Genomic DNA, 13,726 nt, shown 5'->3' with positions numbered 1-13,726 from the left:
TACCGGCCAACCGTTTCCGGGGCCGTTCCGCGTCAGCGGAACGGCCCCGGTGTCGTCGGTCGGACCGGCTAGCGGGCGGCGGCGGTCTCCTCGTGGTGGCCCGGCGCCACCGCGACCACCGTGCCGTCGGTGGCCGACGCCAGCAGCCCCGCGGCGACCCGCACCGTACGCAACCCTTGCCGGAGGGTGACGATGTCGCTCTCCTTGCCCTCGACCGCGTCCCGGAAGCGCTCGTGTTCGACAAGCAGCGGCTCGCGCTTCGGAATGGCGTAGCGGACCATGTCGCCCTCGGCCACGCCGCGGAAGGCCCGCAGCGCCTCCCACTCGGTGCCGATCGCGCCGTTGGCGTAGAAGGTCAGGTCGGCGGTGAGCGTGTCGGCGACGAAGCATCCCCGGTCACCGGTGATGACTGTGGACCGCTCCTTGAGCGGGCTGAGCCAGTTGACCAGGTGGTTGACCATCGTGCCGTCGGAGAGCTGGCCGACGACCGCGACCATGTCCTCGTGCAGTCGGCCGCTGCGGGAGACCGTACGGGCCGACACCGAGACGTACTCCTGGCCGGTCACCCAGCTGGTCAGGTCGATGTCGTGGGTGGCCAGGTCCATCACCACGCCGACATCGGCGATCCGGTGCGGGAACGGGCCCTGCCGTCGGGTCACCACCTGGTAGACCTCGCCCAGCTCGCCCGCTTCCAGGCGGATGCGCAGGTTTTGCAGGGCGGGGTTGTACCGCTCGATGTGGCCGACCCCGGCCACCAGCCCACGGCTTTCGAACGCCTCGACGAGGCGGGTCGCGGCCTCGACGGACTGCGCGATCGGCTTTTCGATCAGCGCGGGCACCCCGTGTGCGGCGAGTTCGAGCCCGACCTGCTCGTGCAGCGCGGTCGGGCAGGCGACCACCGCGTAGTCGATGCCCAGGGCCAGCAGCTCGCCGAGATCGGGCAGCACCGGTGCCCGGAGCAGGCCGCTCTGGTCACCGGCCGGGTCGACGATCCCGACCAGCTCGACCCCGTCCAGACCGGAGAGTACGCGGGCGTGGTTGCGCCCCATCGCGCCGAGGCCGATCAGGCCGGCGCGCAGCTTGCCGCCCTGCCGCGCGCTCACCGGGCACCACCGGCGAGGTTGGCGGCTTCGACGATCCGCTCAAGGTCGTCGGGGCTCAGTGAGGGGTGCACCGGCAGCGAGATCACCTCGGCGGCGGCCCGCTCGGTCTCCGGCAGTTCCCAGGGGCCGGGCTGGCCGTCCTTGTCCAGGTACGGCTTGAGCCGGTGGATCGGGGTCGGGTAGTAGACGGCGTTGCCGATGCCCGACTCCTGCAGGCTCGCCTGGGCGGCGTCCCGGTCGCCCCGGACCCGGACGGTGTACTGGTGGTACACGTGCCGGGCGGCGTCCGCCACCGGCGGGGTGACCATGCCGGTGATGTTCGAGTCGAGGTACTTGGCGTTGGCCCGGCGTTGCTCGGTCCACTCGCCGAGCTGGGTCAACTGCACTCGGCCGATGGCCGCGGCCACGTCGGTCATCCGCATGTTGGCCCCGACGATCTCGTTCGCGTACCGCTGCTCCATGCCCTGGTTGCGCAGCAGCCGTAGGGTGCGGGCGAGCCCGGCGTCCGCGGTGCTGATCATGCCTCCCTCCAGGGAGTGCATGTTCTTGGTGGGGTAGAAGCTGAAGCAACCGGCGGTGCCGAACGCGCCGACCGGGGTGCCGTGCAGGCTGGCGCCGTGGGCCTGGGCGGCGTCCTCGACGACGGCCAGGCTGTGCCGCTGCGCGACCGCCATGATCCGGTCCATCGCGGCGGGGTGGCCGTACAGGTGGACCGGCATGATGGCGACGGTCCGCGTGGTGACCGCGGCGGCGACCGCCTCCGGGTCGAGACAGAAGCTACCCGGCTCGATGTCCACGAAGATCGGCTCGGCGCCGACCAGCCGCACCGCGTTGGCGCTGGCCGCGAAGGAGAACGATGGCACGATGACCTCGTCGCCCGGGCCGACGCCGAGCGCCAGCAGGGTCAACTGGAGGGCGGAGGTGCCGGAGTTGACGGCGACACAGTGTCGGTTGGCGACGAGTTCGCCGAACTCCTGCTCGAACGCGGCTACCTCAGGTCCCTGTACCACCATGCCGCTGCGCAACACCCTGACAGCCGCCTCGATCTCGGCTTCGCCGATGATCGGGCGGGCTGGCGGTATGAAGGCCGGGCGCTGCCCAGTCATGAAGAAGATCCCCTCCCGTTGCCGGACTGTTCGCAAGTTCGGGGTGCGATACTAGTCCGTTGGACACGGAAGATGAGAAAGCCGTTCACGGGGCGTCCGGCCGGCGTTCACGATTCGGTGGCGAACGCCACGCAGCTCAGGCCAGATCGTCCTCCGGCACGGCGCAGGCCACCCGCAGGGCAGCCACGGCAGCCCGCGCCATCCGGTCCAGTTCGGCTGGGTCCAGCGGCAACCGGGCGATGGCCATCCGCCAGTAGATCGGCCCGACGATCAGGTCGGCCGCGGTCCGCGGGTCGGCACCGCTGGGCAGCTCACCACGCTCCACCGCCCGCCCGATAACGATCTTGCCGATCCGGTCCTGGTAGTCCTTCAGCGCGCTCTGCAGGGTCCCGGCGATCTGCGGATTGCGCGCCGCCTCGGCGAGCAGGTCGGGGATGATCTGCGACGCCACCGGGTGACCCAGCGCACCGCTCACGACCAGCAGCAGCAGCCGGACGTCACCGTCGAGGGTTCCGGTGTCCAGCATCGGCAGCTTCCGGCTCGCGACGGCCGAGACCACGTCCAGCACCAGGTCGAGCTTCGAGTTCCAGCGGCGGTAGATCGCGGTCTTGCTGACCCCGGCCCGGCGGGCCACCGCCTCGATGGAGAGCCGGCCGTATCCGACCGCGGCGAGTTCCTGCATGAGGGCCCGACGGATGGCCGAGGTGATCTCACCCCGGAGCACCGCCGCACCGGCCGGCGCGCGCCTCTTCTCGGCCGTCACCTGGGACTCTTCTCGACTGTCACCGGCACAGCGTAGCGCAACGACGCTACGGTTGCGTCCCGACGTATTTCGGACTACTGTCCAGCCAGCGACCGCGGGCGGCGCTCCCGCACTGACCCACGCTAGATTCACTCATCGCGCGACATAACGCCGGCACGACAGATCGGAGCGCCCATCCCCATGGCCAACCTGCTGGCCGACCCCGACTCCGGCCTCACCCCAGCTCAGCTGGCCGCCCGACACGGGCTGCGGGTGGCCGGCGAGCGGCCCACGATCGGCGCCTACAGCGGCCAGCTGTGGCGCTACCGGCACTTCATCTCCGCGTACGCCCACGCCAAGCTGACCGCCTCGTTCAGCAACGCCCGGCTCGGGCAGCTGTGGCAGGTGCTCACCCCGCTGAGCAACGCCGCGGTCTACTTCCTGATCTTCGGTGTGGTGCTCGAACAGACCCGGGGCATGGACAACTTCATCGCCTACCTGACCACCGGGGTGTTCATCTTCAACTTCACCCAGGTCAGCCTGCAGCAGGGCACCCAGGCGATCAGCGGCAACCTCGGCCTGATCCGCGCTCTGCACTTCCCCCGGGCCTGCCTGCCGCTGGCCATCACCGCCACCCAGTTCCAGCAGCTGCTCGGCTCGATCGTGGTGCTGTTGGTCATCGTGGTCGCCACCGGTGAGCCGATCACCCTGTTGTGGCTGATGCTGGTGCCGGCGGTGCTGCTCCAGACGGTCTTCAACGCCGGGTTGACCATGGCGATGGCCCGGCTGGGCGCCAAGGCCACCGACCTGAAGCAGGTCATGCCGTTCATCCTGCGGGCCTGGATGTACGGCTCCGGCGTGCTCTACAGCGTCACCCTGTTCGCCGAGAACCTGCCCGGCTGGGCCACGGGCATCGTGCAGTTCAACCCGATGCTTGTCTACATCGAGCTGGCCCGCCTCTCCCTGCTGGAGAACACCCACCTGCTCAACGAATCGCTGCCGCTGACCTGGCTGATCGCGTTCGGTTGGGCGGCCGTCGCGGGGCTCGGCGGCTACTTCTACTTCTGGCGCGGCGAACAGGAGTACGGCCGTGGTTAACCTTGAAATGTCCAATGATGTGACGGTGACTCTTCCCCGAATCCAGGAGCGGATCCCCACCGTGGTGGTGGACGACGCGCACGTCGTCTACCGGGTGTACCGGGGTGCCGCCGGCAACACCAGCCCGGTGGCCGCCTTCAAGCGGCTGGTCACCCGCACCAACACGCCGAACGTCCGGGAGGTGCACGCGGTACGCGGGGTCTCGTTCACCGCGTACCGGGGCGAGGCCATCGGGCTGATCGGCACCAACGGCTCCGGCAAGTCGACCCTGTTGCGGGCCATCGCCGGACTGCTGCCGGTGGAGCGGGGGGCCGTCTACACCCAGGGGCAGCCTTCGCTGCTGGGCGTGAACGCCGCTCTGCTCAACGACCTGCCGGGCGAGCGCAACGTCACGATCGGCTGCCTGGCCATGGGCATGTCACCGGCCGACGTACGGCGCAAGCTCCCGGAGATCATCGAGTTCTCCGGGATCAACCAGCGGGGTGACTTCGCCTCACTGCCGATGCGCACCTACTCCTCCGGCATGTCGGCCCGGCTGCGCTTCTCCATCGCCGCCGCGAAGCAGCACGACGTGCTGCTGATCGACGAGGCCCTCGCCACCGGCGACAAAGCGTTCCGCAAGCGCAGCGAGCGGCGGGTGCGGGAGCTGCGGGAGAGCGCCGGCACGGTGTTCCTGGTCAGCCACCAGCTCTCTTCCGTACGGGACACCTGCGAACGCACCATCTGGCTGGAATCCGGCGAGATCCGGATGGACGGCCCGACTCGCGAGGTACTGGCGGCTTACGAGGCATTTACGAACGGCAAGTAGAGTCTGGGTGAACGAGCGGCGACGTCGCCGAGCGTGCCCAAGATCTTGGGCCGCGTTGTCCCGTTGGGACGACGCGGCCCGCGCGTTATGGTTCACTCCGTCGCCGCGTCGGCGGAACCTTCCGTTCACCTACCCACCACAGTCATGCACCCCCGAGAGCGAGGACCGGCAATGACGCAGGACCAGACCACCGATCCGGGTACCACGTCGGAGGACCGGACGCCGTGGCGACCCTCACGGACGGTGGCGGTGGTGCTGGCCGGCGGCACCGGCACCCGGCTGGGTCTGGGCATTCCCAAGCAGCTGCTCAAGATCGCCGGTAAGCCGATCATCGAGCACACGCTGGCCGTCTTCGAGGCCGCGCCCGAGATCGACGAGATCATCGTGCTGATGGCCACCGGGCACGTCGCCGAGGCGCAGAAGATCGTCGACAAGGCCGGCTTCCGCAAGGTCACCAAGGTCATCGAGGGCGGCGACACCCGCAACGACACCACCCGCGTCGCGCTGGACGCGGTCGGTGAGGGCGACTGCAACATCCTCTTCCACGACGCGGTGCGCCCGCTGCTCAGCGGCCGGATCGTCCGGGAGTGCGTGAACGCGCTGTGGACCTACTCGGCCGTGGACGTGGCCATCCCGTCGGCCGACACGATCATCCAGGTCGACGAGAACGAGTGCATCACCGACATCCCCGTGCGCGCCACGCTGCGCCGGGGCCAGACCCCACAGGCGTTCCGCTCCGGCACCATCCGGGAGGCGTACCGCCGGGCCGAGGGCGACCCCAACTTCGCCGCCACCGACGACTGCGGGGTGGTTCTGCGCTACCTGCCGGAGACCCCGATCAAGGTGATCGACGGCTCCGACGAGAACATCAAGGTCACCCACCCGGTCGACGTGCACCTGGCCGACAAGCTGTTCCAGCTGGCCGCCGCGAAGGTGCCGCGGCTGACCGACCACCGCGCGTACAGCGAGGAGGTCTCCGGCCGCACCATCGTCGTCTTCGGCGGCAGCTACGGCATCGGTCACGACCTGACCGAGCTGGCCCGCCGCTACGGTGCCCAGGTCTTCCCGTTCAGCCGTTCCAGCACCGGCACCCACGTGGAGCGCCCCGAGGACGTCGAGGCCGCGCTGCGGACCGCCTTCGAGGCCACCGGCCGGATCGACCACGTCGTGGTCACCGCCGGGATCCTGGAGAAGGGCGCGCTGGCCGAGATGGACCAGGACACCATCGACCGGGTGCTCCAGGTCAACTTCGTCGGCCCGGTCACCGTCGCCCGGCAGGCTCTGCCCTACCTCCAGCAGACCAAGGGCCAGCTGCTGCTCTACACCTCCAGCTCGTACACCCGGGGGCGGGCCGACTACGCGCTCTACTCGGCCACCAAGGCCGCTCTGGTCAACCTGACCCAGGCGCTCGCGGACGAGTGGGCGGAGTTCGGCGTACGGGTCAACGTCATCAACCCGGAGCGGACCGCCACCCCGATGCGGACGAAGGCGTTCGGCGCGGAACCGGAGCACACGCTGCTCGCCGCCGAGACCGTCGCCCAGTCGTCGCTGGACGTGCTGATCTCGGATCTCACCGGCCAGGTGATCGACGTCCGCCGGCCGCCGGGTGAGGCACCGGTCGCCGTCGCCGTACCCGCCCAGACCGACCGGGCGGCCAGCGCCGCCGCCGTCGGCTGACCCGTCCGACCACACGACCGCGAAAGCGACACCGAGATGCGTGGTGAGCTGGTCCGGAAGTTGACCGCACGGGGCCTGGCCACCGGTGGAGCGGTCCTGGCCTTCCTGGTGATCGCACTCACCGGAGCGACCGCCTGGGGGCTCTGCCTGGCCGTGGTGGCGCTCGCCGCCACGGTCTGGGAGCGCCGGGTGCGACCCGGTGCCGACAACGTCGCCGAGACGGCACTGATCGCGGCCGGGGTGCTGGTCGGCTACGCCCGCCAACTCGACGCCGGCTTCGACCCGGCCCTGGCCGCGACCGCCCTGGTCCTGCTGGGCCTGGTGCTGCTCACCGGTCCGCTGCGCCAGGCCGGAAACCTGGAGATCCGCGCCGCCAACCTTCCGGTACGCGCCTGGGTGCCACAGGTCGCGGCGGTGCTCGGCGACGCTGTGGCCGTACTGCTCGGTCTGCTGGCCCTGGCCGCGCTGGCGGGGCTGCCCGCGGCCTTGGCCCTGGCGGCGACGCTGCTGGTGGGCGGTGCCGCCGCGGCCGTCGCCCTCGACCTGGCCCGGCGCCGGTTCCGGCCGTCCCCGACCGGGTCGGCGGTGGCCCGGGCGCTGCGCCGGCACCAGCCCGAGTTCGTCCTGCACTTCTCCGCCCCGCCCGGCTCCGAGTACCAGGTCACCATGTGGCTGCCGTACCTGGAACGGATCGGCCGGCCCTTCGTGGTGATGGTGCGGGAGCCGGAGTTCCTGGCCACCATCGCGGCGGCCACCACCGCCCCGGTGGTCTACTGCCCCACCACCCGGAGCATGGACGAGGTGCTGGTGCCGAGCCTGCGGGCGGCGTTCTACGTCAACCACGGCGCGAAGAACAGTCACTGCATCAGGTTCACCCAGCTCACCCACGTGCAGTTGCATCACGGTGACAGCGACAAGGCGCCCAGCGCCAACCCGGTCTCGGCGATCTTCGACCGGATCTTCGTCGCCGGTGAGGCGGCCATCGACCGGTACGCACGGGCCGGGATCGACATCCCCGCCGAGAAGTTCGTGGTGGTCGGCCGTCCCCAGGTCGAGGCGATCGAGGTGCGTTCGCGGCCGACGCGGGGGCTGACGAATCCGACGGTGCTCTACACCCCCACCTGGACCGGGCACAACGCCGACGCCGACTACTGCTCGCTGCCGGTGGCGGAGCCCCTGCTCCGACGCCTGTTGGACCGGGGGGCCACGGTCATCCTGCGGGCCCACCCCTACACCGCGCAGAACCCGGCCTCGGCCCGGCAGTTGGCGCGGCTGCACGACCTGCTCGCCGCCGACCGGGCCCGCACCGGCCGGGCGCACCTCTACGGTGCCGCCGCGAGCAAGCTCACCCTGACCGACTGCGTCAACCGCGCGGACGTGCTGGTCTCCGACGTCTCCGGGGTGCTCTCCGACTGGCTCTACTCGGGCAAGCCGTACGCGGTGACCGACATGGGCACCGACGGCGACCGGTTCGTCGAACGCTTCCCGCTGGCCGCCGCCGGCTACGTGCTGCGCCGGGACATGGCCGACCTGGACGACGTGCTGACCGGGCTGCTCGACACCGACCCGCTCGCCGAGGCGCGCTGGGCCACCCGTACCCGCTACCTGGGCGACTTCCCCGCCGACTCGTACGCCGAGGTCTTCCTGGCCGCTGCCCGACGCGAACTGGACCCGGCCTGGACCGCACCGACGCAACGCACCGCGGTCGCCGCGCCCTCCCCCACCTGAGATCACGGGTGCGGCGCGGTCCGCCACCCGGTGCGGCGCGGTCCGCCAGCCCCCGGGCACCCGGTGAGGGTGGCCGGCGACGCCGACCACCCTCCTGAGGCGTAGGCCGCATCAGGTCACGGGCAGGGCTGCCAGGCGAGGTGGTACATCGTCTGGATGCTGCCGTCGGTCGAGTCCATCGTGAGGAAGTTCGTGTCCGTGGACCGGCCCCGGCTCAGGCGCAGCTCGGTGTTGATGTTGAGGTTGCGCAGCTCGCCGCAGGGGTGCCAGACCACGGAGGCGATCGGCACCTCGTCGGTCACCATCCAGTTGTCGTCGAGCGGGGCGGGGATCGGGTGGTTGCTGAAGGTGCTCTGCGTCATGCCCTGGAAGTAGTAGTTCGCCCGCGCCGAGGCGATGGCGCCCGGGTTGAGCAGCCCGTACCCGCGGTAGTCCACCTTGACGATCGCGAAGGTGTAACCGGCCGGAGCGTGGACCAGCACGTTGAGCTGGCAGTTCCGCCGCCCGTCGGTGACCGGGATGCCCGGCCCCGCCTGGACCAGGTAGTCGCTGTAGATGGTGGTGAAGGCGGTGTTGTCCGGGGAGACCGCGACATCGGCGGTGCCCGGCCGGCACCCCGAGCCCGCCATCGCGACAAGGTCGATGACGACCTTGTCGGTGGGCGGATCATCCATGACTCCCTTAGCGGACGCCGACGCCCCCACGGTCAACGATGAAGCGAGTAGCGCAAGCACCACGCCGCCCCGCGTCAGCAGTTTACGCATGAATCCTCCTCCGGTACAGGAAACGAACCCACATGCGGAACAAGCTACGTACAGACATAGATGACTGTCAACGTAATTTCAATTTGTCGACAACGGATGCCGAGCCGAATCTCATTCGGCTTAGTCCGGGGACTTTGCCGCGTCCCACAGGGTGGAGATCGCCCGAAACCTGGGCCCGCACCGCCAGTTGATCGGGCAGATACCCCTTACGCAGCAACAGTTATAGAGGTTGATCTCCGCGTCCGGCAATTCCGATCAAGCAAAGGATGGCATTGGATCACATAGACGTAGACTGATGCTTGCGACCCTCGCCCCCCATCGCTAGCATCCTCTCGCAGAACGCCAACCGAGTGCTACTCACCGCCACCCACAACGGGCCGGCACGCGAAGCGCCCCACGGCCGTTCGGCGAAGAAACACGCGTTGAATTCGGTGAACATCAACTGCATCCGAGAGGAACGGAATGACAAAGAACCTCGTCGGCGCGAGAAACGGGATCTTCGCCGTACTCGGCACGGTTCTCGCGTTGTCCCTGTCCGCACCGGCCCACGCCGCTCCATCCGCTGCCACCGCTGCACCGGACAGCGAGATCACCGTCGAGGTGGTGGCTGCCAACGGCTCCGGTTGCTCGCCCGGCACCGCGCGGGTGGTGGCCCATCCCGACAACACCGGCTTCCGGATCCGGTACTACGACTTCGTCGCGACCGCGGGCCGGGGCGTCGATGTCACCGACAGCCGGAAGAACTGCCAGCTCGGTGTGCTCGTCACCGTGCCGGCCGGCTGGACCATCGCCGTAGCGGCCGCCGACTACCGGGGCCGGGCCCGGATCCCCACCGGCGCGACCGGTCGCCAGCGTACGACCTACTACTGGCAGGGCTCGTCCGAGACCAGCCGCACCGACGCGACCTTCTCCGGCCCCTACAACGGCTTCTGGGGCACCTCGGACGTCGCCCCCGTGCTGGTCTACACGCCCTGCGGGCAACAGCGGGTACTCAACGTCAACACCGAGTTGAGAGTGGACCCGGGCACCGCCGGATCGAACGTCAGCATGTCCATGACGACGACCGAGGGCGACGTCGACACCCTCTTCAACCTCAAATGGGAACGGTGCTGACCCCCTGATCCGGCTTCGCCACGACGCCGAGCAGACCGGCGGCGGACGCAGGTGCGCGACGCGCCCCGCGCCCGCCGCCGGCTATGCCAGGGGAACCGCCTCGTCCACCCGGGCCGCACCCGCGACCTCGTGGACCTCGCGAATCGCTGCTGCCGGCAGTGCCGCGTAGACGTGCGGGAACGGCCCACCATTCGGGGCGTCCTCCCACCGCAGCGCACCACCGAGCAGGGACGCGTCGAGCGCGACGATGACAAGCTGCGGCTGGTCGCCGAAGACCCGTGCCGCCGTGGCGGCCAGTTGGGATCGCGACGAGCAGTGGATGTAGCCGCTGTCCCGGTCGAACGGTGAGCCGTCGAACCGGCCGGCGGCCCGGAACTCGGCCCATTCGCCCGGCAGCAGGATCTTGTAGATCAGCACGTCGCCATGCTGCCAGAGCGGCGGACGCGACAGGTCGGCCGTCAGTCGACGCGTACGGCGATCTGGAGGGTGTTCAGGTAGTGCTTGCGTACCGTCCCGGCCGGGCGCGCCGCGATCATCTCCCGGATCCCGTCGAACAGGGTCCGCCGCTGCCAGGGCGCGGCGGCAATATGACCGGAGTACGTGGAGAGCAGGGTCAGGTACTCCTCGGCGGTGTAGTCGCGGCTCCAGACGTAGCGGTGCACGGTCGGGTGGGCGAAGAAGCCGCTGCCCGCCATCGCCGCCACATCGGGGGCCGCGATCGCCTCGGGTGGTTTCGGGCCGCCCTGCCCGTCGCCCATGCCGACCTCGTCGTAGATCCGCTCGACCTGCCGGAAGAAGTCGTCGCCGTCCGGTGGTGACACGTGCTCGGTGGCGACGATCGCCAGGTGCCCGCCGGGACGCAGCAGTTCCGCGGCCCGACGGTAGGCGACAGCCGGGTCCAGCCAGTGCCACGAGGTCGCGGCGAAGACGAGATCGAACGGCACGCTTTCGTCAGCTTCCCACCGCTCGAAGGGCGACTCCACGACGCGCACGTCGCCGCGGCCGGCGAGTACGCGGCGCGCCACCGAGGCCAGTTCCCGTCCCGGTTCCAGGGTGACCACCTGCCAGCCGCGCGCCAGCAGACCACGGGTGGCCTGGCCGGTGCCCGTGCCGATCTCCAGCACCCTGGCCGGCCCGGTCACCAGGCCCGTCGTCGCGGCCAGGTCGTCGAACAACGGCTCCGGATAGCCCGGTCGGGCCTGCTCGTACAGCTCGGCGGCCGTGTCGAACGTGGTGGCCAGCCCCGCGTACGGCTCCTGCTCCCCCATGGTTCCCCCGCATCAGACGTCGAGGCCGATGTCACCCTGATCGTCGCATCGCCCCCACCCGCCGTTCCCACCCTCACCGCACCCACCATCAGGTCGCCGCCACGCCCACCGCCGCGTCACCCGCGCCGCCGCGCCAAGATCCGGGCAACTTCAGGGTTACTGCTGCCTCAGCCGGACTCGAAGCAGCAGCAACAGGGAAGTTGCCCGGATCTTGAACGCGACAGACCCTGCCGGAACGGCGCACTTGCTCTGCTTCACCTGGCGCGCAGGATCCGCGACGATCCGCAGGATCTCGTCCGGCGCGTACGCCACGCTCGCCGAGATCTTGGACAGGCCCTGTCCGCCGCTTGAACCCTGGCGATCGGGGTGGCAGCGGGGTTGCTAGGCGGGGCGGCAGCGGACCCAAGCTATGAAGCGGGTGAAGAGGGTGGCGGGGGCGGGGGCGTCGTGGGGGTTGAGGTGGTAGAGGTCGCGCATGGCGTCGTACATCAGGCCGGCGAGGTAGATGGACAGGCCGGGCAGGTTCCCGTCGTACTCGACGCGCAGCAGCAGCCGGGCCTGCCCGCAGGGCCAGGGTTGCCCGTCGGCGCGGCAGCACCACATCGGCCGTAACGGGGTGTGCGGCACCTCGCCGCCAGAGGCGTACGGACGCTGGGGCCGTGGACCCCGCTCGGGAGCGAACAGTCGGGTGGTGATCGCGCCCGAGCCGCCGGCGGTCACCACTGGCCTCCGTTGGCCCGCCACTGCTGCCCGGGGGTGAGCCAGCCGGGACGCCCCGGACGCGGCATCGGCAACGGCCGGGTCGGCTCCCGCATCCACTCCGGCAGGTGCGTGCCCCGCCGCCGCTGCGGCAGATCCGTCTCATGCCGACCGTGCGGTAGGTACGTCTCGTGCTGATCCTGCCGCCCTGGCGAGTGCTCCGGCAGCGACCGCCGCCCCGGCGAGTACACCGGCAGCAGCGTCGTCGGGCACAAATACCAGGCAACCCGGGTACGCACATCAACCTCCCAGTCAGCGATCGGAGGGGCCGCCCGGACGCGGGGGAAGGCGCACGGGCGGCCCCGGGACAGAACCGCCCCGTCCCCTGTGGATGGGAGCGGCCCCGTTGCGTGACAGTCTGGTGAGGACGGCACTACGGTCGGAAGGCATCGACGCTGGCCACGGTGGGGTCCGGGTGCCCCGATCCAGCGCTGGGCGGCCTCTTGGCGATCTTGACAGACCCGGTGGAGGGGACATGGAACGCGAGCAGCCTTCCGACCTGCATGAGTTGATCCGTACGCAGCTTCGCCGGCTGCGTACTGCCGCGGGCATGAACCAGGAGGAGTTCGGTAGGCGGACGAACTATTCGGCGTCCCTGGTGTCCGCTGTGGAGGTGGGCACCCGCCCGCTCGATCGGCCGTACGCCAAGCGGGCGGACGAGGTCCTGGAGACGGGGGGCATGTTCGAGGAGTTGCTGCGGACCGCCGAGGTGCTGCGCCAGCCCGCGTGGTTCCTGCCCTACCTGGAGGCGGAGCGGAACGCCCGGCAGCTCCGCTGTTACCAGCCGACGCTGGTGCCGGGCCTGCTCCAGACCGAGCGCTACGCCCGCGCGGTGATCCGGACCGACGCCGCGCTGACCGAGGCCGGGGTGGAGCGGCGGCTGGCCAACCGGATGGCCCGGCAGACGGTGCTGGAACAGGACGACCCGCCCCAGCTCATCGCGGTGATCGACGAGGTGGTGCTGCGGCGGGTCGACGAGGAGCTGAAGGAGGTGCTGGTCGAGCAGGTGCACCACCTCATGGCGCTGGCCACCCGGCCCAACATCAGCGTGCACCTGGTGCCCACCGGCGTCGGCATGCACATCGGACTGACCGGCCCCTTCATCCTGGCGAGGGGCGCGGACGGTGACTGGGTGGGTAATCTCGAAACTCAACTCGGCGGCGTCCTGGTCGACAAGGACGGCGACCTGAGTGACCTGCTGTCCCGGTGGGAGACGGTGCGCAACGAGGCACTGTCCGGCCGCCAGTCGATCGAGCGCATGAAGGATGTTGTGAAGCCATGGATCTGAACGGCGCGACCTGGCGCAAGTCCACCCGCAGCGGCGCCGGCGGTGGCGACTGCGTGGAGGTCGCCGACAACCTGCCCGGCATCGTGCTGGTCCGCGACACGAAGAACCGCGACGCCGCCACACTGGCCTTCACACCGGCCGCCTGGGCGAGCTTCGTCGGCCTGGCGAAGCAGCACCGCACGCACGCCTGACGAACCCCGAGCTACGTCGACCCGACAACCAGCATGACGTACCCGAAACGGAAGCCCTCGGCCAACGGGCCGAGGGCTTCC

Annotated in this window: 15 protein-coding genes; 7 read left to right on the top strand and 8 right to left on the bottom strand. The window is 70.1% G+C overall.

Annotation, left to right across the window (positions count from 1 at the left end):
- Positions 1–68 precede the first annotated feature (68 nt).
- From ACN26Z_RS11155 to ACN26Z_RS11145, 3 genes are all read right to left on the bottom strand, one after another.
- Positions 69–1,103: a Gfo/Idh/MocA family protein gene (locus tag ACN26Z_RS11155; RefSeq protein WP_282239291.1), complete on the bottom strand. Its 1,035-nt coding sequence runs from the start codon at positions 1,101–1,103 to the stop codon at positions 69–71.
- On the bottom strand, positions 1,100–2,209 hold the full coding sequence (locus ACN26Z_RS11150) for a DegT/DnrJ/EryC1/StrS family aminotransferase (RefSeq protein WP_282239292.1): 1,110 nt from the start codon (positions 2,207–2,209) through the stop codon (positions 1,100–1,102). Before ACN26Z_RS11150 ends, ACN26Z_RS11155 begins: the two co-directional genes overlap by 4 nt.
- A gap of 136 nt (positions 2,210–2,345) precedes the next feature.
- Positions 2,346–2,972 (bottom strand): TetR/AcrR family transcriptional regulator, encoded by a 627-nt coding sequence (locus ACN26Z_RS11145; protein ID WP_282239293.1) that lies wholly within the window; start codon positions 2,970–2,972, stop codon positions 2,346–2,348.
- A gap of 180 nt (positions 2,973–3,152) precedes the next feature.
- On the opposite strand from ACN26Z_RS11145, the gene ACN26Z_RS11140 reads away from it, so the two are divergent.
- From ACN26Z_RS11140 to ACN26Z_RS11125, 4 genes are all read left to right on the top strand, one after another.
- Positions 3,153–4,049, top strand: a complete 897-nt coding sequence (locus tag ACN26Z_RS11140) for an ABC transporter permease (RefSeq protein WP_421461038.1) — start codon at positions 3,153–3,155, stop codon at positions 4,047–4,049.
- Between the two features lie 7 nt (positions 4,050–4,056).
- Entirely contained in the window at positions 4,057–4,857 is an 801-nt protein-coding gene (locus ACN26Z_RS11135; protein ID WP_421461036.1) for an ABC transporter ATP-binding protein, read from the top strand.
- A 171-nt stretch (positions 4,858–5,028) separates the two neighbouring features.
- Positions 5,029–6,534 (top strand): bifunctional cytidylyltransferase/SDR family oxidoreductase, encoded by a 1,506-nt coding sequence (locus ACN26Z_RS11130; protein ID WP_093403139.1) that lies wholly within the window; start codon positions 5,029–5,031, stop codon positions 6,532–6,534.
- A gap of 36 nt (positions 6,535–6,570) precedes the next feature.
- A complete protein-coding gene (locus ACN26Z_RS11125; RefSeq protein WP_421461033.1) occupies positions 6,571–8,262 on the top strand; it encodes a CDP-glycerol glycerophosphotransferase family protein in 1,692 nt (563 codons plus the stop codon).
- Between the two features lie 116 nt (positions 8,263–8,378).
- Here ACN26Z_RS11125 and ACN26Z_RS11120 read toward each other — a convergent pair whose 3' ends face one another.
- Entirely contained in the window at positions 8,379–9,026 is a 648-nt protein-coding gene (locus ACN26Z_RS11120; RefSeq protein ID WP_093403136.1) for a DUF4360 domain-containing protein, read from the bottom strand.
- 462 nt (positions 9,027–9,488) lie between these two features.
- Here ACN26Z_RS11120 and ACN26Z_RS11115 point away from each other — a divergent pair, with 462 nt between their 5' ends.
- Entirely contained in the window at positions 9,489–10,139 is a 651-nt protein-coding gene (locus tag ACN26Z_RS11115) for a DUF4360 domain-containing protein (protein ID WP_421461030.1), read from the top strand.
- A gap of 81 nt (positions 10,140–10,220) precedes the next feature.
- Here ACN26Z_RS11115 and ACN26Z_RS11110 read toward each other — a convergent pair whose 3' ends face one another.
- The 4 genes from ACN26Z_RS11110 to ACN26Z_RS11095 form a co-directional block, all read right to left on the bottom strand.
- Positions 10,221–10,556 (bottom strand): DUF952 domain-containing protein, encoded by a 336-nt coding sequence (locus ACN26Z_RS11110; protein WP_421461028.1) that lies wholly within the window; start codon positions 10,554–10,556, stop codon positions 10,221–10,223.
- Between the two features lie 41 nt (positions 10,557–10,597).
- Positions 10,598–11,407 carry a class I SAM-dependent methyltransferase gene (locus ACN26Z_RS11105; RefSeq protein ID WP_421461025.1) on the bottom strand — a complete coding sequence of 270 codons (810 nt, stop codon included), beginning with the start codon at positions 11,405–11,407 and terminating at the stop codon, positions 10,598–10,600.
- 381 nt (positions 11,408–11,788) lie between these two features.
- Positions 11,789–12,127, bottom strand: coding sequence for a hypothetical protein (locus tag ACN26Z_RS11100; RefSeq protein ID WP_421461023.1), 339 nt, complete (start codon positions 12,125–12,127; stop codon positions 11,789–11,791).
- The gene (locus ACN26Z_RS11095) at positions 12,124–12,405 is read right to left on the bottom strand and encodes a hypothetical protein (RefSeq protein ID WP_421461021.1); all 282 of its coding nucleotides are present in this window, start codon (positions 12,403–12,405) and stop codon (positions 12,124–12,126) included. The genes ACN26Z_RS11100 and ACN26Z_RS11095 overlap by 4 nt, the downstream gene beginning before the upstream one ends.
- Positions 12,406–12,641: 236 nt before the next feature.
- On the opposite strand from ACN26Z_RS11095, the gene ACN26Z_RS11090 reads away from it, so the two are divergent.
- Together ACN26Z_RS11090 and ACN26Z_RS11085 are read left to right on the top strand one after the other, a co-directional pair.
- Positions 12,642–13,454 (top strand): helix-turn-helix domain-containing protein, encoded by an 813-nt coding sequence (locus ACN26Z_RS11090; protein ID WP_421461018.1) that lies wholly within the window; start codon positions 12,642–12,644, stop codon positions 13,452–13,454.
- On the top strand, positions 13,445–13,645 hold the full coding sequence (locus ACN26Z_RS11085) for a DUF397 domain-containing protein (RefSeq protein WP_093403127.1): 201 nt from the start codon (positions 13,445–13,447) through the stop codon (positions 13,643–13,645). The genes ACN26Z_RS11090 and ACN26Z_RS11085 overlap by 10 nt, the downstream gene beginning before the upstream one ends.
- The last annotated feature ends 81 nt before the right edge of the window (positions 13,646–13,726 follow it).

The sequence above is a fragment of the Verrucosispora sp. WMMD703 genome (genome assembly GCF_049178935.1).
In the GTDB taxonomy this organism is placed as follows: domain Bacteria; phylum Actinomycetota; class Actinomycetes; order Mycobacteriales; family Micromonosporaceae; genus Micromonospora; species Micromonospora sediminimaris.
The sequence above is the reverse complement of the archived record's forward strand: the minus strand, read 5'-3'. Positions and strand labels throughout refer to the sequence as shown.

What these genes read in the sequence shown, in the direction of transcription:
- ACN26Z_RS11150 (WP_282239292.1), bottom strand. Translation starts at nt 2,209, where the DNA reads ATGACTGGGCAGCGCCCGGCCTTCATACCGCCAGCCCGCCCGATCATC.
- ACN26Z_RS11140 (WP_421461038.1), top strand. Translation starts at nt 3,153, where the DNA reads ATGGCCAACCTGCTGGCCGACCCCGACTCCGGCCTCACCCCAGCTCAG.
- ACN26Z_RS11135 (WP_421461036.1), top strand. Translation starts at nt 4,057, where the DNA reads ATGTCCAATGATGTGACGGTGACTCTTCCCCGAATCCAGGAGCGGATC.
- ACN26Z_RS11130 (WP_093403139.1), top strand. Translation starts at nt 5,029, where the DNA reads ATGACGCAGGACCAGACCACCGATCCGGGTACCACGTCGGAGGACCGG.
- ACN26Z_RS11125 (WP_421461033.1), top strand. Translation starts at nt 6,571, where the DNA reads ATGCGTGGTGAGCTGGTCCGGAAGTTGACCGCACGGGGCCTGGCCACC.
- ACN26Z_RS11120 (WP_093403136.1), bottom strand. Translation starts at nt 9,026, where the DNA reads ATGCGTAAACTGCTGACGCGGGGCGGCGTGGTGCTTGCGCTACTCGCT.
- ACN26Z_RS11115 (WP_421461030.1), top strand. Translation starts at nt 9,489, where the DNA reads ATGACAAAGAACCTCGTCGGCGCGAGAAACGGGATCTTCGCCGTACTC.
- ACN26Z_RS11105 (WP_421461025.1), bottom strand. Translation starts at nt 11,407, where the DNA reads ATGGGGGAGCAGGAGCCGTACGCGGGGCTGGCCACCACGTTCGACACG.
- ACN26Z_RS11090 (WP_421461018.1), top strand. Translation starts at nt 12,642, where the DNA reads ATGGAACGCGAGCAGCCTTCCGACCTGCATGAGTTGATCCGTACGCAG.
- ACN26Z_RS11085 (WP_093403127.1), top strand. Translation starts at nt 13,445, where the DNA reads ATGGATCTGAACGGCGCGACCTGGCGCAAGTCCACCCGCAGCGGCGCC.